Raw genomic sequence first — 20,073 nt, 5'->3', positions numbered from 1 at the left:
CTGCGTTATCATAAAGGGCCGTCGTAACGGCCCCTTTGACATCGCAGTTTATCTTTCAGACCGCAATACGCCGCCTTCCATAAAATCATCTTTTTTCATATCAACAAAAATTACTTTTACTGCATCCACAGGAACCCCTACGATATCTACAGTTGCTTTTGTAATTGCTTCGCCCAATTGTTTCTTAGTTTCTTTACTACGACCTTCAACGAGTTCAACATGAATTAATGGCATAATTTTTTCCTCCATTGGATTGATAATCAAAAATAAATTATTAAATTTATTATACGTGAAAGAGAGTATAGATACAACTAAAACATTAGATAAAATCTAATATTATAGCACCTTATAACATTATAACCAGTATATCTTAATTATACAATATTCTAATAAATTTTTCACCAAATCGTTTCGATAATTCACTACTCATAACAGTTTGTAATTGTTCAATACCAAACTCCTTAGCGTAATCTAAAACATCCTGCCGTGCTTGCACTAAAATATCTATATCTTTAATAATATTAGCAACACGTAAATCTGGCAATCCTGACTGTGCCACCCCAAATAACTGACCGGATCCACGCAACAATAAATCTTGTTCCGCCAATTCAAATCCATCGTTTGTAGTTTCCATCAATTTTAGCCGTTCTTGACTAACATCAGTTTTAGAATCACTAACGAGAATACAATAGGACTGAATATCGCTACGACCAACACGACCACGCAATTGGTGCAATTGTGAAAGTCCGAAACGTTCCGCCCCTACAACGCACATAATAGTGGCATTCGGTACATTCACACCTACCTCGATAACCGTTGTCGACACGAGTAGCTTTACATCACCTGCATGGAATCGTTCCATAATTTCATCTTTTTCGGATGGTGTCATACGACCATGAACGAGACCTACGTCAAAACGTTTATAGAAATAGTCACGTAATTCTAGAAAGGTTTCCTCTGCCGCCTGTAAATCTAATTTTTCGGATTCTTCCACTAAAGGACAAACCACATAGACTTGATGTCCTACAGTCATTTCCTTTTCAAAAAATTTACGTAATCGTTCCGTATACGATGTATCCACCACATAGGTTTTCACAGGTTTACGTCCCGGTGGCATTTTCTTAATGAGACTCACAGCTAAATCACCATACACAGACAAAGTCATGGTTCTTGGAATGGGCGTTGCCGTCATGATAAGTACATGGGGATGTATTCCTTTTTTTTGCAATGATGCCCGTTGTTCTACGCCAAAACGATGTTGTTCATCAATAACGACAAGGCCTAGTCGATCAAACACAACACTGTCCTGAATAAGTGCGTGAGTACCAATAATCATCTGAATAGTGCCATCCGCCAATCGATCGTATATATCCTGTTTTTCTTTCTTTGATGTAGACCCTGTTAATAAAGCAATGGTAATATCAAGATTATGACAAAGCGCTTGTATACCTTCATAATGTTGAGCGGCTAAAATTTCCGTCGGCGCCATCAATGCCCCTTGGAATCCATTTTCAATAGCCTTTAACAGACTCAATGTAGCCACCACGGTTTTTCCAGAGCCCACATCACCTTGCAACAATCGTTGCATAGGGCGTTCATCTTGCATATCACAAGAAATTTCATACAACGCTTGCTGCTGATCCCTAGTCAATGTAAATGGCAGAGCCTCTGTGAAAGCCGCCATTAATTTCCCATCAGGCTCCATTTTATGGCCCACATAATTCTGAGCTTTATTACGCAATAAAGCCAAACCAGCTTGCATGATAAATAATTCTTCATAGGCCATCTGATGACGAGCTTGTTCGTATCTTTCACTCGAGGTAGGAAAATGCATATTATAAAACGCATCATAGCGACTCATAAATGTATGTTTTTTGCCTATGGACGGCGGCAATACCTCATCCATAAATCCATGGACAGAAAACCAATTTCTCACTGCACTACGGATAATATATTGACTCACCCCATCCACCAAAGAATAAATAGGTACAATACCTGTATCCGGATTTTGATTGGGCCCTAAATTTTCCATTTGTGGCGTGTTCATCTGCAATGCACCATAACCAATTTCCACCTTGCCATAAGCATATAATCGTTGACCTTTTTTATAAAAGTTCTTTTTATAGCCTTGATTGAACATAACGATTTTCAAGGAACCCGTTCCATCCGTCACCACGATTTCTAAAATAGATAATCTAGGACGTGGCCGTTTTTCCCCGACAGCGATTACGGTACCAATAATACCTCTCGTCATGCCAACTGTTAATTCCTTGATACTATAAATTTTACGTCTATCCTCATAAGTACGTGGAAAATACGACAGCAAAGAGGATACCGTATGGATACCTAATTTATGGAATTGTTTTTCCCTACCAGGGCCAACGCCCTTGATAGAAGTTAGTAATTCACTCATAATATACCTAGTATTTAGTCTAATAAAATATTATAATCTATGGAGAGTATACCATATATTGATGAAATCAGGAAAACTTACTCATTATGTGCTTGCTTTACTATTCTATTTGTGATAATATATTTTTGTTATGTTGTAGAACTATGCTTGGAGGTGGAAACTATGGCAAACCTTTGCGAAGTATGTGGCAAATCCACATCTAGCGGTATGAACGTGAGTCATTCTCATATTCGTACAAGAAAAACTTGGAAACCAAACATTCAAAGAGTACGAGCTGTTGTCGACGGTGCTACTAAAAAAGTAAACGTGTGCACACGTTGCCTTCGTTCTAATAAAATTACACGCGCGTAATATAAAAAGTACATGTACTCAACGAAGAAAAATAAGGGAAGAAATGATAACTCATTTCTTCCCTTATTTTTTTATAAAAACCTATTGCCTACATACAGCAAAAAACCGGATTTACCAACGCACCTAATTTGGTAAATCCGGTTTTTCATTTATAGCATAATTTTAGGAATGTAAAATTTCTTGAATAGTTTAATAGCATATTGGTCTGTCAGGCCCGCTACATAATCCACCACATCTACAGTAGAATAGAACCCATTATGGCCAAAGTCTTCTTCCATATCTCCTGGATGCTCCATGAAATAGGTAAATAAGTTTTTTACCACATGAGCCGCCTTATTTCGATCAGGGATTAAGGCCGGTGCTAAATAGACTTCTTTAAACATAAATTGACGGAACCGATTCATCGTTAATTCTACATCTGCAGACATTTTAATTTCAGTCTGATCCATAGAATTTTCTACAATATCCATTACCATGGATGTAATCATTTCAGAGGGAGTAATCCCTAAGACTTCACGGACGTCATCAGGCAATCTATCCTCGGATAACATACCGGCACGCTGTGCATCATCAAAATCATGACATAAATAAGCAATACGGTCTACAATGCGAACAATTTGGCCTTCTAATGTAGACGGAATCACCGCCCCGGTATGGCCCACAATTCCCTCTTTAACAGCTGTTGTTAAATTAAGGCCCTTCCCATTCTTTTCAATGACCTCAACCATGCGTAAGCTTTGTTCATTATGATTAAAATGACCAACTAAATCACGAAGTGCGTATTCCCCCACATGACCAAATGGGGTATGCCCCACATCATGGCCCATCGCAATAGCCTCTACTAAATCTTCATTAAGACGCAATGCTCTAGCTACGGTACGACTAATTTGTCCCACTTCTAGTGTATGAGTCATCCGTGTACGATAATGATCACCAGGAGCTATATACACCTGTGTTTTATGTTTCAAACGACGGAAGCATTTACTATGAATAATCCGATCACGATCTCGTTGGAAGGCCGTACGCAAAGGATCTGGTTCTTCCTCTCTACTACGTACAGCAAGACGACTTTTTGCCGCTAATGGAGAGAGTATTAACTCTTCCCGTTCTTCTATTTGCTCTCTAATATTCATAACACCTCTTATTGTTTATTATCCATAGCACGATTACGATCAATCAACTGCATTACAAAGGACGATGTTTCTTCAATCGACTTATTGGACACATCCAATACTTGGCAATGTAAACGTCGCATAATAGCTTTTGCATATTCTAATTCTTGATTAATACGTTCTACAGATGCATAGTTAGCCTCATCCTCAAGACCAATAGCACGCAGACGTTCAGAACGAATATTATTCAATTTGTATGGATCGATAATCAAGCCTACAATTTTCTTTGGTGGAATTTTGAATAATTCTTCTGGCAATGGAACTTCTGGAACTAACGGAAGATTAGCAGCTTTTATTTTTTTATATGCTAAATACATAGATAGCGGTGTTTTACTAGTACGAGATACACCAATAATTACGATATCAGCCTTTGCAAATCCACTTGGATTTTTACCATCATCATATTTAACAGCAAATTCAATAGCTTCCACCTTTTTGAAATACTCTTGGTCTAGTTTGTGAACCATACCAGCTGTCATACGAGGTTCAGTATCTGCAATAGTACCTACTGCATTTAAAACAGGCCCCATAATATCTACTGCTTGTACACCATATTCTTTGGCCTTTGTATGCAAATAATTACGCAAAGAAATAGATACAATAGTATGACAAATTACATGTCCACCAACTTTCGCATCCTCAAGAACTTCATCAATTTGTTGTTCACTTACAATATAAGGAACCCGAATAATTTCAATTGGCTCCTTATCATATTGACTGGCTGTCGCTCTTGCTACAGACTCTGCCGTTTCCCCGAGAGAGTCCGATATAGCATAAATAATTTTATCTTTCATTAAAACTACCTCATTGTATACTGCATTCTAAATATGTCTTTGTTACTGTTGTTTTTGACACTCGGCCAACTACTTTATATCGTTTCTTCTTAGCCTCTGCCTCTATGATAACTACAGGTAAACAGTCGACTTCATAATCTATCATTTTCTGTGCTGCTTCCACTAATGTATCCGCAGGCTCCACAAATATCACCTTACTAACAGGTGTCATTATCATCGAAATAGGCATAGTATTTGAATTATTTTGTCCCATAGATGCCCGCAATAGATCCTTCCGCGATACAACACCTAATAAATAGGAATCTTCACACACTAGAATCGTACCTACATCCTCTGTAAATAGGGTTACAATCGTATCATATAAACTAGTCTCTGGAGTTACCACTACAGCTTGAGACAAAACATCTTGAACGGTGAAGGAATTCAATGTTTCAGATACTTGTGTTTCTGTAGATAAACCAACATAGTAATACCCTACATTTGGTCTAGCATCCAATACGCCTAACATGGTGAGAACTGATAAATCCGATCGCAATGCAGATCGAGTAACATCCAGATATTTAGCTATAGCATCACCGGTAACAGGCCCTTCTTCGCGAACAATATGTGCAATTTGTTCTTGCCGTTGTGAAAGTTTCAATACTGCTCCTCCTTTCGTTTACATAGTTCCATTATATCCTGTATTTCCATTTGTAAAAAGAGGAGACTTAAATAAGTCTCCTCTCTCTATAATCTTATGCTCAAATGATTTACAATTACCAAGTTAAATCTTCAGATTCTTGGCGTCCACGACCTGTTACAGCATCAAGCATCATACGTTGCTCTAATTGGGCAACCATTTTCTTAGTACTCTTAACAGCATCTGGATTTACGGAAATGGAATCGATACCGCTCTTAACTAAGAAATCGCATAATTCTGGATATACACTTGGTGCTTGGCCACAGATAGATACTGTTTTACCATCTTTATGAGCCACTTCAATTAAATGACGAATAGCACGACGAACCGCAAGATTTCTTTCATCATAAATATGTTGTACAGTTTCGTTATCACGGTCACAGCCTAGTACCAACATAGTTAAATCATTGGATCCGATAGAATAGCCATCCACGTATTTATTAAATTGATCTGCCAAAATAATATTAGATGGAATTTCTGCCATCAACCAAATTTTGAAGTCTGCACTACGCACAAGACCTTCTTGAGCCATCAAATTAGTAACCAGTTCGGCCTCTTGTACTGTACGACAGAATGGAATCATAACTTGAAGATTTTTAAATCCATATTCATTACGCACTTTTTTAATAGCTTCTAATTCTAATTTGAAAGCTGGTAGATATTTTGGATCATAATAACGAGATGCCCCTCTCCAACCTAGTAAAGCACTAGATTCATGAGGCTCATATTTATCGCCACCTTTAAGATCACGATATTCACTAGATTTGAAATCACTCAAACGAACTACGACTTGACGAGGTGCCAAAGCTTGACATACTTTGCGCATGCCTTCAGCCAGTGTATTAACAGCCACATCACTGCGACCAGTTTCAATCAAATACAATGGATGTTCATGGATGAAAGTAGTCCAAATGAACTCTTCACGCATTAAGCCGATACCATCACATGGCAATACACCATATTTTTCAGCTAAATCAGGATCACCAAGATTCATATACACCTTCGTGCCTGTTACAGGAATATATTCTGTAGCTACTGCAGCTGCTGCAGGTTGTTCTGCTTTTTTCACAACGTCTTCAATAACGCCATCATAAACAATACCATTAGTAGCATCTACAGTAATCATTTGACCATCTTTTATAGAGGTTGTAGCTTCTTGACTACGGCTCTTTGTACCAACGATACAAGGAATACCAAGTTCACGGCTTACGATGGATGCATGACAGGTCATACCACCAGCATCAGTAACGATAGCTTTTGCTTTTTTCATAGCTGGTACCCAGTCAGGTGCTGTCATCGCAGTCACTAGAATTTCGCCTTCTTTGAAATCATCAATATCAGAAGGATCGATAATAACATGAGCTTTACCAGCTGCATTACCAGGGGATGCTGGCAATCCTTTTACAACAATTTCACGATTTCCGGTATCACCCAAAGAAGGTGTTTCTGCTGATGTATCAGATTTTTCTTTTCGAGACCATACTGTTTCTGGGCGAGCTTGTAGAATCCAAAGTTTTCCATCTCTTTCATCAACGCCCCATTCCATATCCATATAGCAACCATAATGTTTTTCAATTTGTTTAGCATAATCAGCTAACTCTAATACTTGTGCATCAGAAAGTACTTGTGCTCGAGCTTCATCTGCAGGTACCACTTCTTCAATGCAGTCACCATCAGCCTTACGAACTAGACGAATGTGTTTATCATTAATCATACGGTCAGTAATAACCATATCATGTTTATTTACGTGGAAATTATCTGGTGTCACTGTACCTTGTACAACATATTCCCCAAGTCCCCAAGAACCTTCAATTAAAATATTGTTGTCATCGCCAGTTACCAAATCAACCGTAAACATAACACCAGCTGCTTTGGAGAACACCATCATTTGAACAGCAGCACTCAATGCTACTGTCATATGGTCAAAACCTTGCTTTACACGGTAATATGTTGCACGATCTGTAAATGTAGATGCATAACATTCTTTAACTTTTTCAATAATTGTGTCTGCACCACGAACATTTAAATAGGTATCTTGTTGACCTGCAAAACTCGCATCTGGTAAATCCTCTGCTGTAGCACTAGAGCGAACAGCTACGAATGGATCTTTTTCACCCACTTTTTTACCAAGTTCTTCATAAGATACACGAATAGCTTCCGCTAAATCAGCTGGCATTTCTTCTGCGCAAATCATTGCACGAATTTTAGCACATACGTCACGAAGCAATGCAGAGTTTTCTACATCATCAAGACTATCTAATGTTTCTTTAATACGGCTTTCCAAGCCTGTTTTACTCATAAATTCACGATAACCATGAGCAGTGGTAGCAAATCCATATGGCACTGGAACACTAGTAGAAGAAGTCAATTCACCAAGAGATGATGATTTACCACCTACAAGTGCAACATCTTCACGTTTTAATTCATCAAACCATAATACATATGCTGTTTCGCGATTCATTTGAGAGCCTCCTAATTTTAATTAGTGCAACATAATAAAGTAACTACATTAAAATAGTATATCATATTATGTGTATTGTCAAATTAAAAACCAACTAATATTGGCTATTTTATCATCTTTATAATATATCAATTATACAACACTAATATAGGAACCACTGAAAACTATCTTTGTTTTCAGTGGTTATGCCTATAACTCCAAAAAAGTAGCAACTCATTACGAGTTGCTACTCAAATATTGCTTTAACCTATTGTAGTCACATCAACCACTACATTATATATGACTTTATATAGATTAAACCTACATAAATAACCGTGCTATTTATCTATGTATTCTATTACAAATCTCCCCGATAAATATCAAGGAAGTTTTTTAGGACCCGTGCCGTAAGCCCCCAAATCGGATACCCCTTATAAGGATAGAAATAAACTGGATAGGATTGACGTGTTTTCCAATCTATTTCATAGTCTTTTAACAAATGGAAAGGAAATCCCTCCATAGGTTTAGTTGCAACCTCCACACGTGCCTCGATAGGTTCCATAGCTAACAATTCCTTTAAAGGAACTGTAAATATTTCGCCTACCTCATGTTCACTAGGATGAAAATCCAATGTATGTAATCTCACAGCTACCGCATGTAAGCGAACGCCAATAGCAGATACTAAGCAATCCAGTGGCCCTAATAATTCAATGGACCGTACTGGAATTCCCAACTCTTCAGAGCATTCACGAATTGCAGCATCTGTACCAGTCTTATCATCAACTTCACAATGTCCGCCTGGGAAACTAATTTCCCCGGGCTGTCGTCGCAATGTTTTGCTACGTACCGTGAACAAGATATGATTTTCACCATCCATAGATACAATTGGTACAGTAACAGCCGCATATACAACATTTTGATCATCAATAATTTGAGGCTCACGATGACTGAGCTTATCTTTGAGTGCCGTCATCTTAGTATACCTTAATTAAATTTAACTTTCACAAACTTACGTTTACCTACTTGTACAATCATACCATCTTCAAGGGTAATATTTTCTTCTGTATATTTTTCACCATTGATTTTGAAAGCACCAGCCTTGATTGAACGTCGCGCTTCCCCATTACTAGCAGTTAAACCTGCATCTGTACAGAATTGTGGTACGAATACAGGACCTTCTGGTGTGGCCATTTCATATTCAGGAATATCTATTGGCAATGCATGTTGTTGGAATACGCGTTTAAATTCTTCTTCTGCTGCTAATGCAGCTTCTTCACCATGATATAAACGAACGATAGTGCGCGCCAATTGCATTTTCACATCACGAGGATGCGCTTCACCAGATTCTAGTTTAGCTTCCAATGCTTCTTGCTCTTCAATAGTCATATCTGTAACAAGCATGAAATAACGCATCATCAATTCATCAGGAATAGACATAGATTTACCGTACATTTCCTTAGGAGCTTCAGAAATACCGATATAGTTCCCTAAAGATTTACTCATCTTTTGAACGCCATCTAAACCTTCAAGTAATGGCATAGTAATAACAACTTGTGGTTCTTGACCTTCTTCAGCTTGTAATGTCCGTCCCATCAACACGTTAAAAGTTTGGTCAGTACCACCAAATTCAACATCTGCCTTGATAGCTACAGAGTCATAGCCTTGCATCAATGGATACATAAATTCATGGATGCCGATAGCTCGGCCTTCTTTGAAACGTTTATTGAAATCATCTCGTTCCATCATACGAGCCACTGTATAGCGACCTGCCAAACGAAGGACATCTGCAAAATTCATTTCTTCTAACCATTCGCTATTATCTCGAATGATAGTCTTATCTTTATCAAGAATTTTAAAAATTTGTTCTTTATACGTAGCTGCATTTTCTGCTACTTGCTCTTTTGTCAATGGCGGACGAGTGACACTTTTACCAGAAGGATCACCAATACGAGCAGTAAATCCACCAATGATGATAACAACTTGATGGCCGAAATCTTGGAACAATTTTAATTTACGTAAAGGTACAGTGTGACCTAAATGAATATCTGGAGCCGTTGGATCCAAACCTAATTTAATAGTTAAAGGTTTATTTTCCTTAATAGAGCGTTCTATTTTTTTCAGTAATTCTTCTTCACGAATTAAATCAGCTACACCATGTTTAATTTGGCGTACTTGTTCTTGTGCACTAATCATGAGCGTCCTCCTAAATTAATAATATGTTTTAGTATACCATATTCCCTATATCCTTACCATGGATAACGTAGATTAGCTATGTTCAGTACATAAGTAAAAACTTTATACACTCAAGTAAATATGTAAGGTCTTTAATGTACATAATTTGTAAGTTTTTTATATAGCCCATATAAGGAAGTTATATTGATAATTTTTAAACTATGCTATAATAATTATAACTGTGTAAGTAATTTACCTCAGTTCCTAAGTAAGTACCAATTTTAAAGATTATTTATTACCAAAAGAGGTGTTCTCTATGAACAATACAAAGTCGTCAGCCCCTCGTCGACGAACTACACCAAGAAAAACTACACCACCGAAAAATAAAAACTCCTCGGTGAAACGATTTTTCTGGATAACTATGCTACTATCTATACTTATTGTAGCCGGTGCTGGCTGTGGCTTTATTAGTGCGACTATGTCAAATTTACCAGATGTAGAAAATGTGCAACCTGCAGCATCCTCACAAATTTATGATGTACATGGCAATCTACTCACTACAGTTCATTCTACGGAAAATCGATTACCTGTACCCATCTCTGAGGTACCAAAAAGCTTACAAAATGCCTTTGTTGCTACAGAAGATGCTCGTTTTTATAGTCATCACGGCATAGATCCTGTCGGTATTCTACGTGCCGTATGGGTAAACATTGCACGTAGTGGTGTATCTGAAGGTGGTTCTACCATTACGCAACAACTTGCAAGAAATGCATTTCTTTCACAAGATCGTACACTAAAACGTAAAGTATCAGAAGCACTCCTAGCATTACGTATTGAACAACGATACACAAAACAAGAAATTTTAGAAATGTACATGAACCAAATTTATTTTGGTCAAGGTGCGTATGGCGTTCAAGCAGCCTCCAAAGTTTATTTTGGTAAAGATGTACAAGACTTATCCTTAGCCCAAGCGTCAATTTTAGCAGGTCTTCCACAAAGCCCTAACTACTTCTCTCCATTCAATGATTTAGAGGCTAGTAAAAAACGTCAAGCTATCGTGTTAGGCCAAATGGTTAAATATAACTATATTACTCAAGCACAAGCTGATGAAGCAAAAGAAGCAGACTTAGAATTAATTGCTAAACAAGATGCTACTGCTAGTACAGATACTAATGCATCCTATTTTATTAATTACGTTATTGCTCAAGTTTCTGAAAAATATGGTGATGATGCAATCTATAAAGATGGTTTAAAAATCTATACCACAATCGATATGGATGCCCAAAATGCTGCAGTCCGTGCGATGGGCGACCTTCCAACATTCTATACAGATCAAAATGGCTTACAACAACCACAAGGTGCCTTAGTAGCTGTAAATCCACATAATGGTTATATCGTGGCTATGGTTGGTGGTCGTGGCAATGACTCCTTTAACCGCGCTACACAAGCTACACGCCAACCTGGTTCTTCTTTCAAACCATTTGTATACCTAGCTGCTATTCAACAAGGTATGACACCAGGTACAATCATTGATGATTCCCCTGTTGACTTCAATGGCTGGAAACCACAAAACTATGAAAGATCTTACTTTGGTCAAGTACCATTACGCTATGCACTGCAACATTCCTTGAATGTGGCTACCGTTAAACTAGCAGATGATATTGGTATGCGTAAGATTTTAAATCTAGCCAAAGAAATGGGCATTACAAGCCTTACTGATTCTGATAACAACCTAGCTGCTGCACTTGGTGGTTTAACACATGGTGTCAGCCCTATCGAAATGGCTACGGCCTATAGTGTTCTTGCCAATGGTGGTTTAAAAATTAATCCAACAGCGATTACAAAAATTATCGATCGCAATGGTCAAGTTCTAGAAGAATCTTCTGTGGATGAAAAACGTGTCATCGAAGAAAAAGATGCTGCTATCATCACAAGTATGCTTGAATCAGTAATCCAAGGTGGTACTGGTGGTAATGCTGCCATCGGTCGTCCTGCAGCCGGTAAAACTGGTACAACAGATGATTCTAAAGATGCATGGTTCGTCGGTTATACACCTGACTTAGTAGCGGCAGTATGGATGGGCGATGACTTTGGTGTGGAAACCTTAAATGGTACAACTGGTGGTACTATCCCAGCTATGATTTGGCATGACTTTATGAACCAGGCATTAGCTAACACCCCTGTTTCCGATTTTAATGTTCCTGCATCTGCACAATCCATTATTAATCAAGGATATCGTGCTGTTGCTAAAGAAACTCCAAAAGAAGAAGCAAAAAAAGATAGTAAAGATGAAAAATCTGATGAAAAAGTAGAATCTAAGGATTCAAAAGATTCTAAGGAAACTGTTAATGAAGAACCAGCTCCAAAAGAAGAAAAGAGCTCTAAAAAATCTTCTAAAGAGTAACGTCTTATAAATCACATATAATTGTAATAACAAAAAAAGAACTCCTGAAGGAGTTCTTTTTTTGTTATATATAAGTTTTCTACCACTTAATAGAGGACTAATTCATTTCAAAACAATTGTAACTTAGAGTAAAGCCAAATTTACTTCAACACAACATTAGTAGCCCCTGCTCCACCTTCATCATAGCCAGCAGTTTCAAAATGTCTAACTTGTGGTAAGGTACGTAAATATTGATGAACCCCATCACGCAAGGCACCAGTGCCCTTGCCATGAATAATGCGAACTTGACCAATACCAGCCAGCAAGGCCTGATCAATAAATCGCCCTACCGACACAACGGCTTCGTCTACGGTTTGACCTAAAATATTGATCTCTGTAGATGCTTGTTGCTGCCGGAGCACAGCCATGCCAGAACGCTTGCGTTCCTTTGGTTGTGGTCTCTTTTGGTCGCGTTCTAGTTTATTACCTTCTTCGCGAGTGGTACTGCGTAATTCATTGAGTTTTACGGTCGCTGTGAGTCCATTAATATCAACATTCACACGTTTACCATTAATAGATAATACAGTGCCCAAGGAACGTAATGTGGTTACGTACACTACTTGGTTTACTTTGATATCGTTAGCTGTAAGTTCCTTGCGTTCATCATCTAGCGGTGCCTGCGGCACTTGTACACCAGATATCCCTTTACGAGCTGCGTTGATGGCATCTTGGCGTTTCTTCGTATTCGTTTCAGAGAATTGCGATTTCAATTGCTTGATAATCTGTTCTCCTTCTACACGAATGGAACGCTTCATGTTCTCCGCTTCCTCTTGAGCCTTCGTCATCATGGTCTTGCGCTTTTCATTGAATTGTTTTTTCTCACGCTCTAGTTGACCACGCATACGACGTGCTTCATCTAATTCTTTTTTCAGCGCCCGTTCACGGTCAGAGGCGCGACGTAATTGTTCATTCAAATCGCTGAGTACTTCTTCCATTTCATTATTGGCGAATTTAGATTTGTACTCTGCCGCATCTTTCACAATATCCTTAGGCAATCCAAGACGTGCCGCAATACTCAAGGCATGACTACTACCAGCCACACCGATGTGCAATCGATAGGTTGGTCGCAATGTGCGTTCATCAAATTCCACATGGCCATTTTCAATGCCCTCTGTATGATACGCATAATTTTTCAATTCATTATAATGAGTACTCACCATCATAAGGGCGCCTTTTTTGCGGAAATAGTCGAGAATGGCAACGGCTAATGCGCTCCCTTCCTCTGGATCCGTCCCAGAACCCAATTCATCGAGGAGCACTAAATCATTAGGGCCTACATGTTTAATGATGGAAATAACTTGCGTCATATGGGCAGAAAATGTACTGAGGCTGGCCTCTATACTTTGTTCGTCCCCAATATCAGCATAAATATTATGAAAGATTGGTAACATGGACCCTGGTTCGGCAGGAATGCAAAGACCGCTTTGATTCATCAAACTCAACAGGCCCAATGTTTTAAGGGACACCGTTTTACCACCTGTATTAGAGCCAGTAATCAAGAGAATGCGATAATCCATGCCCAACGTAATATCCGTTGGAACCACAATATTGGCAGGAATGAGTGGATGACGAGCCTTCATGAGTTTGACTTCACGATTAGGACTCAATACTGCAGGGCTGGCCTTCATAGTAATAGCTAAGGCCGCCTTACCATAGACGAATTCTACATGGGATACCTTTTCACAGGCATCCATCAAATCATTGCTACTAGCTTTCACCAAGCCAGACAATTCCTTATAAATACGCAGAACCTCTTGTTCCTCACCCAAAATAGCCTCTTGCAGATCATTATTTAGGTTTACTAAGCGCATAGGTTCGATGTACAGGGTTTGACCCGTCGCAGATTTATCGTGAATTAAGCCATCAAAATATTGACGATATTCTTGTTTCACCGGAATTACGTAGCGATTATTACGTTGTGTAATGAGCGCCTCTTGGAAATATTTTTGATTATCCTTGTCATGCAAAATAGCTTGGATATCATTTTTAATACGTTCCCGTGTTTTAGTAATAGTATTACGTAAACTAGCTAATTTAGGAGATGCTGTATCAAGCAATTCGCCTTTTTCATCAAATACACGTTTCAATCGGTTTTCGATACGATCGTGATTTGGCATATCCTGAACCCATAAAGAAAGAAGTGGATATTCCATGTATTTTTGACGGAAAAATTTAGTCATCCGCTTGTAGGCGCCAATAGTGATGAGGATATCCCATAAATTTTCTCGTGTTAACACAATGTCTTTACGACTTTTTTTACAGGATTCTCGAATATCACGAGTACCGCCAAGGGGCTGTTCAATTTCCATTTGCAAAGAACGAATAGCCTCTACCATTTCATCCAAGGCTTCTTGAATGACTTCGCGTTCATCCATCGGTTCTAGTTGGCTCGCTAGTTCTTTGGCAATCTTAGAGCCACAATGTTTTTCTAATTCTTTTTTTATGGTAGAAAAATCTAATGTTTCTTCATTGTACATACAGTTCCTCCTCTCTTTTTTCTATCCCACTGAACTATGTCACCACAGTGTTTAATATTTCATCTAGCCTAAGCATATATCTATATATGATATGAATCAGCTAGTATCAATTTCACTTTACAATATACCACGGAAATAATGGCCTCTCGTGATTGGTGCCTCCATAGCATCTTGTTGTTTAGGTGGTGCCGGTTTACGTTGTTCCAAAATATCCACGTAATCTCTAACTGTTCGTTCCAATTGTTTTGATCCCACCTGACGTCCATCAATGCGCAAAATGGAAATCCCTTTTTGTACCAATTCAGGCACATAAGCCTTCATATCCATCTCATGACTGTTCATGATGTGCATACGACAATAGGGATCTGTACGCAATAGGAATAATTCCCCCTTGCGGTCCTTTAATGCGTAATGTTGTTTCAAACATGGGGCTGGGCAATTTTCCTTTTGGCCCGTCCCCACAAAGCTTGCAATAGCACAGTATTCGGAAATCATCATCTCCGTACGTCCATGGACCATTGTCTCAATCGGAGTATGAATATGACGTGTCAATTCACTGATTTGCGTCAATGTCATTTCTTGAGACGGTGCTATAGCGCTCACCTGTAGACCTTCCCAGAATTGAGCACTATGGGTGTTAAATATATTCAGTCCCGTATCACATTCAATATGTCCAGTAAAACCTAAATCATTGAGCCAAATCAGGGCTTGTGGTACATGAATACCAATAGCATCAGGTTTAGCACCTATCATCGCTTGTAGCGTTGTTAGGTATGTTTCTACTTCATCATCCTTGATGACACGTGGTATGGTGAAAGTACAATACACCTGTCCTTTACGACAGAGTTCAACCACCTGTGCATATACATCCGCTTGATATGGTGTACGTTGCAAGCGGTCACCGCCAAAGACGATTTTATGAGCGCCCCCAGCTATAGCTGCACGAACACCATCTAGCTCATCTACACGAGCGCTAATGGCTGGCAATGATAAATTGCTGTTCTGTACTTCTAATTGAGATTTCGTCTGTAATTGGGATTTCACCTCTAATTGAGATTTCGCCTGTAATTCAGAATAATCACTTGGTTCTGCACTACGTTTTGCCCACTCAGTTCTATGATACTCTATCAATTCCGCCTCTAAGGCCTCTACACCACGACGGCGTAAATCATTGAGTACACTAGCTGGCCATAAATACGGACCTTCTGGCATATTCACACCAGACAGTGCAAATAGAGTATTGCCTAAACGACTTAATTGATCTTGTACTTTTTCAATACTAGTTGGATTGTGATCCGCAATTTTAGGAACATACTCATGGTCTACCGTTACGGTCATGCCATTTTCTAATAATAGCGTTAAGGATACACCAGGGTTTTCCATTTGTAAGTACGCATAGACAGGATATTTGCGAGTAAATTCTTGTAGACCTCGACTCTTTTGTTGTTTCGGTGCTGACGCAACATAGACCGTCCCATCCGCCATACCTTCCTCTGGGGTACCTACATAGTGCCCCTCTTTGATTTGTTTCCAGGAGGAATCAAATTCATAGTACACCACGGAACCAGCCTTTTGAATGACCTTTAATAATGAGCCGTGTTCAACAGTTTCCTGTAAAAGAAGCTCTAATTTACCTTTTTTATGAACAGCCTTGCCCACTGGTTTTCCTTGATTATTGGGGGCTACCGCCGTGATCATTTGTCGGCCTACCTGATGTTCCAAATAGGATGTAGAAAACCCACGATTAAATCCAGATTCTAAGGCTAATGTATCATGTTTAGTTAATTTCGTAGGTTCATGTTCATGGCCTTTAGCGCGATTGAGGATATCTCGGTACGTACCGATAACTTGGCGCACATAGGATACCTTTTTCATACGGCCTTCTACTTTAAAGGATGCCACACCGGCCTCTACGAGCTCATTCATAAACGCACTATAGTTCAAGTCCTTAAGACTCAACACATAGTTTTCATTCGGTGGCAACACATTTTTGCCACTTTCATCAATGAGTTCGTACGGCAATCGACATGGTTGCGCACAGGCACCACGATTACCGCTACGGCCACCAATAAAGGAGCTCATCAAACATTGCCCAGAATAGCATACGCAAAGGGCCCCATGAACAAAGATTTCAATTTCAACCTTGCAGTTTTTACAGATATGGCGGATTTCATCAAGACTCAATTCACGGCCTAATACAACACGAGTAAATCCCAATTTTTCATAGAATCGAACTGCATCTAATGTAGTAGCCGTCATTTGCGTACTACCATGAAGATGTAAATTAGGTGCCACTTGCTGGGCCAATTTAGCCACTGCCAAATCTTGTACGATAATGGCATCTACACCAATACGCTCTAGGTCCTTTAAATAACTGGTAAGATCCTTCATTTCACGGTCACCAATGAGGATATTTACTGTTACATAGACGGACACATCAAGAATGTGCGCTAAGCGTATAGCCTCAGCAAGCTCATCAATATCAAAATTTGCTGCGTGAGCACGCGCATTAAATCCTTTACCACCTAAATAAATGGCATCGGCACCTGCCTCAAGGCCTGCTATGAAATTTTCCATGGTTCCAGCTGGCGCTAATAATTCCATGAACTCTCCTTTATATAATAGCTTTATAAATAGCCATAAAAGGGCCTACCCGAAGGTAGAACCCTTTATAGATCTTGTCATTAGCGAAGTTTACAATTAATTTCGCCTAATTTTGTGATAATAGTTTGAATGCTTTCTTCAATATCTTCATCATTCAACGTACCTTCCATGGAACGGAATTGCAAGTTGTATGCTAAGCTACGGAAACCAGCTTCAATATGTTCACCTTCATATACGTCAAAGATATGAACGGATTCTAAGAATTCACCGCCATTGTCTTTGATAATTGTCATGATATCACTACTTGTTACAGCTGTTGGTGCAACGATGGCAAGGTCACGACTTGTACCAGGGAATTTACTGAATGGAGCATATCTAAAGTGAGTATTCGCTAATTCCAATACGGCTTCCAAATCAATTTCAAACATAAATGTTTTGCCTGGCAAATCAAAGTTTTTCACCGCTTGTGGATGTAATTCACCAAAGTTAGCGATAGTTACGCCATTAATGAAGTACTGTGCACTCACACCTGGGTGGTAATAGCTTTCACCACTTGGAGCAATTGTGTAACCCTTGATTCCCACAGCTGTTAGCAAACCATCAACGATACCTTTTACATCGTAGAAATCAGTATCACGTTGTGGTGCATTCCACGCTGGATCAGTAGTTTTCCCCATCAAAATACCACAAGCCATAGGGCGTTCATGAGGTACTTCTGTTAATGGCAAGGATTTTGGTTCGTATACATTAGCAGTTTCGAACAACCAAAGGTCCTTGTTTTGTTGCGCAATATTGCGTTTCGCAGCTTCAATAACGGCTGGAATCAATGTAGTACGCATGTATGGGAATTCTTCGGAAATTGGATTCAAAATTGGAATCGCTGTATAGCGAGTATCGCCTTCAGGGAGCATCATATTGGACAAACCATCTTTGTGCATGAAACTGAATGTGATAATTTGAGATAAGCCAACCTCAGCAAGGTAATGCGTTACTTGTTTAGTCAACGCTTTTTTAGCTGTCATTGCACCAGATGCAAGAACTGCGACTGGAATTGTTGGTTTAATATTATCGTAACCATGAATACGCGCTACTTCCTCTGCGATATCTGGCATTACTGTCACATCATCGCGCCATGTAGGTACGAGCGCCTCTGCATCTTGACCATTGCGAATCACTTCGAATTGTAAGTCTGTAAGGATTTGTACCATTTCATCGCCAGAGATACTAGTACCAAGATATGCATTCACTTGATCGATATTGAAAGCTACCGTACGTTGTTCTACTGGATTTGGATATACATCTACAATACCTTGTGCCACTTTACATGTTGGGCAGATTTGTTGCAATAATTGAGCTGCACGATCGATGGCATAAGCCGTATATTTATGGTTTACACCACGTTCAAAACGACCAGATGCTTCAGAGCGCATACCCAATGCTTTGGACGTACGACGAATGGATGGGCCATTGAATACAGCAGCTTCAAATACAACAGATGTTGTCTTAGCTGTTACTTCACTATCATAGCCACCCATAACACCTGCTACGCCAACAGCTCGTTCAGCATCACTGATGATGAGCATAGATTCTGTTAAATCACGATTAGTACCATCAAGAGTTTGGATTTTCTCTTCTGGTTTAGCCATGCGAGCTACTAGTTTATGACCTTTAAGGAAATCATAATCATAAGCATGCATTGGTTGACCAAATTCAAGCATTACGTAATTTGTTACGTCTACTACATTGTTGATAGGACGAATACCAGAATTACGCAAACGATTTTGCATCCACAATGGAGATGGTGCCACCGTTACATCTGTTACTAGACGACCCATGAAACGTGTACAAAGCTCTGGTGCTTCGATTTCGATATCTACTTTGCCTTCAATAGATTCACCATTTTCGTTCACCATAATAACTGGGAACAAGGCTTTTTGATTTGTCATCACACCAAATTCACGGCTAAGACCAATCATGGAGAAGCAGTCTGCACGATTTGCAGTGAGTTCAAATTCATATACTGTATCATTGAGCATCAATACATCTTTAATATCTTGTCCAATCGGCGTACCTTCTGGGAAAATATAGATGCCTTGTGCTTCTTCTGGTAATACTAAATCAGTGGATAAACCGAATTCAGCAACGGAACAGAACATACCGTCAGACACTTCACCACGAAGTTTACCTTTTTTGATTTCTGTGCCATCTGCTAAACGAGATTTATGATATGCTACTGGCACCACTTGGCCTACTGCCACATTAGTAGCCGCTGTAACGATTTGTTTTGTAATAGGTTCGCCGTCTTCTGTTAAACATTCTACTTGGCAAACCTGTAATTTATCTGCATCTGGATGTTTTGTAATTTCTACAATTTTACCAGTGTAAATCTTTTTAAGACCTGGGTCCATAGATTGAACTTCTTCTACGGGAATCCCTGCTTGTGTCAACGCATCTGCTAATTCTTGAGCAGGACGAGTTTGATCAACAGGCACATATTCATTCATCCATGTTAAGCTTGCTTTCATCCT

At 39.2% G+C, this 20,073-nt stretch carries 13 protein-coding genes; 2 read left to right on the top strand and 11 right to left on the bottom strand.

Annotated features, from left to right (window positions below; translation table 11 throughout):
• Window positions 1-48 precede the first annotated feature (48 nt).
• Together RVY80_RS03395 and recG are read right to left on the bottom strand one after the other, a co-directional pair.
• Window positions 49-234, bottom strand: a complete 186-nt coding sequence (locus tag RVY80_RS03395) for a 4-oxalocrotonate tautomerase (protein ID WP_295188183.1) — start codon at window positions 232-234, stop codon at window positions 49-51.
• A 136-nt stretch (window positions 235-370) separates the two neighbouring features.
• Entirely contained in the window at window positions 371-2,413 is a 2,043-nt protein-coding gene (gene recG / locus RVY80_RS03390; RefSeq protein ID WP_317329684.1) for an ATP-dependent DNA helicase RecG, read from the bottom strand.
• Between the two features lie 162 nt (window positions 2,414-2,575).
• On the opposite strand from recG, the gene rpmB reads away from it, so the two are divergent.
• Complete coding sequence (rpmB, locus tag RVY80_RS03385; RefSeq protein ID WP_005386334.1) at window positions 2,576-2,764, top strand: 50S ribosomal protein L28; 189 nt, start codon at window positions 2,576-2,578, stop codon at window positions 2,762-2,764.
• 149 nt (window positions 2,765-2,913) lie between these two features.
• Here rpmB and RVY80_RS03380 read toward each other — a convergent pair whose 3' ends face one another.
• The 6 genes from RVY80_RS03380 to tyrS all read right to left on the bottom strand — a co-directional run bounded on the left by RVY80_RS03380 (window position 2,914) and on the right by tyrS (window position 10,042).
• Complete coding sequence (locus RVY80_RS03380) at window positions 2,914-3,897, bottom strand: deoxyguanosinetriphosphate triphosphohydrolase (RefSeq protein ID WP_295188187.1); 984 nt, start codon at window positions 3,895-3,897, stop codon at window positions 2,914-2,916.
• Window positions 3,898-3,905: 8 nt separating this feature from the next.
• A complete protein-coding gene (locus tag RVY80_RS03375; protein WP_317329683.1) occupies window positions 3,906-4,730 on the bottom strand; it encodes a pyruvate, water dikinase regulatory protein in 825 nt (274 codons plus the stop codon).
• 10 nt (window positions 4,731-4,740) lie between these two features.
• Complete coding sequence (locus RVY80_RS03370) at window positions 4,741-5,370, bottom strand: helix-turn-helix transcriptional regulator (protein ID WP_317329682.1); 630 nt, start codon at window positions 5,368-5,370, stop codon at window positions 4,741-4,743.
• A gap of 115 nt (window positions 5,371-5,485) precedes the next feature.
• A complete protein-coding gene (ppsA, locus tag RVY80_RS03365; protein WP_317329681.1) occupies window positions 5,486-7,870 on the bottom strand; it encodes a phosphoenolpyruvate synthase in 2,385 nt (794 codons plus the stop codon).
• 337 nt (window positions 7,871-8,207) lie between these two features.
• Entirely contained in the window at window positions 8,208-8,822 is a 615-nt protein-coding gene (locus RVY80_RS03360) for an NUDIX hydrolase (protein WP_317329680.1), read from the bottom strand.
• A gap of 11 nt (window positions 8,823-8,833) precedes the next feature.
• Complete coding sequence (tyrS, locus tag RVY80_RS03355) at window positions 8,834-10,042, bottom strand: tyrosine--tRNA ligase (protein WP_310746178.1); 1,209 nt, start codon at window positions 10,040-10,042, stop codon at window positions 8,834-8,836.
• Between the two features lie 295 nt (window positions 10,043-10,337).
• Here tyrS and RVY80_RS03350 point away from each other — a divergent pair, with 295 nt between their 5' ends.
• A complete protein-coding gene (locus RVY80_RS03350; RefSeq protein WP_317329679.1) occupies window positions 10,338-12,425 on the top strand; it encodes a transglycosylase domain-containing protein in 2,088 nt (695 codons plus the stop codon).
• 140 nt (window positions 12,426-12,565) lie between these two features.
• Here the strand turns inward: RVY80_RS03350 and RVY80_RS03345 are convergent, their stop codons facing one another.
• The 3 genes from RVY80_RS03345 to pheT all read right to left on the bottom strand — a co-directional run bounded on the left by RVY80_RS03345 (window position 12,566) and on the right by pheT (window position 20,070).
• The gene (locus tag RVY80_RS03345) at window positions 12,566-14,941 is read right to left on the bottom strand and encodes an endonuclease MutS2 (RefSeq protein WP_317329678.1); all 2,376 of its coding nucleotides are present in this window, start codon (window positions 14,939-14,941) and stop codon (window positions 12,566-12,568) included.
• A gap of 117 nt (window positions 14,942-15,058) precedes the next feature.
• A complete protein-coding gene (locus RVY80_RS03340) occupies window positions 15,059-17,545 on the bottom strand; it encodes a DUF3656 domain-containing U32 family peptidase (RefSeq protein ID WP_317329677.1) in 2,487 nt (828 codons plus the stop codon).
• Between the two features lie 80 nt (window positions 17,546-17,625).
• A complete protein-coding gene (pheT, locus tag RVY80_RS03335; protein ID WP_317329676.1) occupies window positions 17,626-20,070 on the bottom strand; it encodes a phenylalanine--tRNA ligase subunit beta in 2,445 nt (814 codons plus the stop codon).
• Window positions 20,071-20,073 lie beyond the last annotated feature (3 nt).

Origin of the sequence: Veillonella absiana (assembly GCF_032970865.1) — a bacterium.
GTDB classification, from domain to species: Bacteria; Bacillota; Negativicutes; order Veillonellales; family Veillonellaceae; genus Veillonella; species Veillonella absiana.
This window is presented reverse-complemented; position numbering and strand designations above follow the sequence as displayed.

Bases quoted from the DNA above. Each gene is read 5' to 3' on its own strand.
- RVY80_RS03395 (WP_295188183.1), bottom strand. From the start codon at position 234: ATGCCATTAATTCATGTTGAACTCGTTGAAGGTCGTAGTAAAGAAACT.
- recG (WP_317329684.1), bottom strand. From the start codon at position 2,413: ATGAGTGAATTACTAACTTCTATCAAGGGCGTTGGCCCTGGTAGGGAA.
- rpmB (WP_005386334.1), top strand. From the start codon at position 2,576: ATGGCAAACCTTTGCGAAGTATGTGGCAAATCCACATCTAGCGGTATG.
- RVY80_RS03380 (WP_295188187.1), bottom strand. From the start codon at position 3,897: ATGAATATTAGAGAGCAAATAGAAGAACGGGAAGAGTTAATACTCTCT.
- RVY80_RS03375 (WP_317329683.1), bottom strand. From the start codon at position 4,730: ATGAAAGATAAAATTATTTATGCTATATCGGACTCTCTCGGGGAAACG.
- ppsA (WP_317329681.1), bottom strand. From the start codon at position 7,870: ATGAATCGCGAAACAGCATATGTATTATGGTTTGATGAATTAAAACGT.
- RVY80_RS03360 (WP_317329680.1), bottom strand. From the start codon at position 8,822: ATGACGGCACTCAAAGATAAGCTCAGTCATCGTGAGCCTCAAATTATT.
- tyrS (WP_310746178.1), bottom strand. From the start codon at position 10,042: ATGATTAGTGCACAAGAACAAGTACGCCAAATTAAACATGGTGTAGCT.
- RVY80_RS03350 (WP_317329679.1), top strand. From the start codon at position 10,338: ATGAACAATACAAAGTCGTCAGCCCCTCGTCGACGAACTACACCAAGA.
- RVY80_RS03345 (WP_317329678.1), bottom strand. From the start codon at position 14,941: ATGTACAATGAAGAAACATTAGATTTTTCTACCATAAAAAAAGAATTA.
- RVY80_RS03340 (WP_317329677.1), bottom strand. From the start codon at position 17,545: ATGGAATTATTAGCGCCAGCTGGAACCATGGAAAATTTCATAGCAGGC.
- pheT (WP_317329676.1), bottom strand. From the start codon at position 20,070: ATGAAAGCAAGCTTAACATGGATGAATGAATATGTGCCTGTTGATCAA.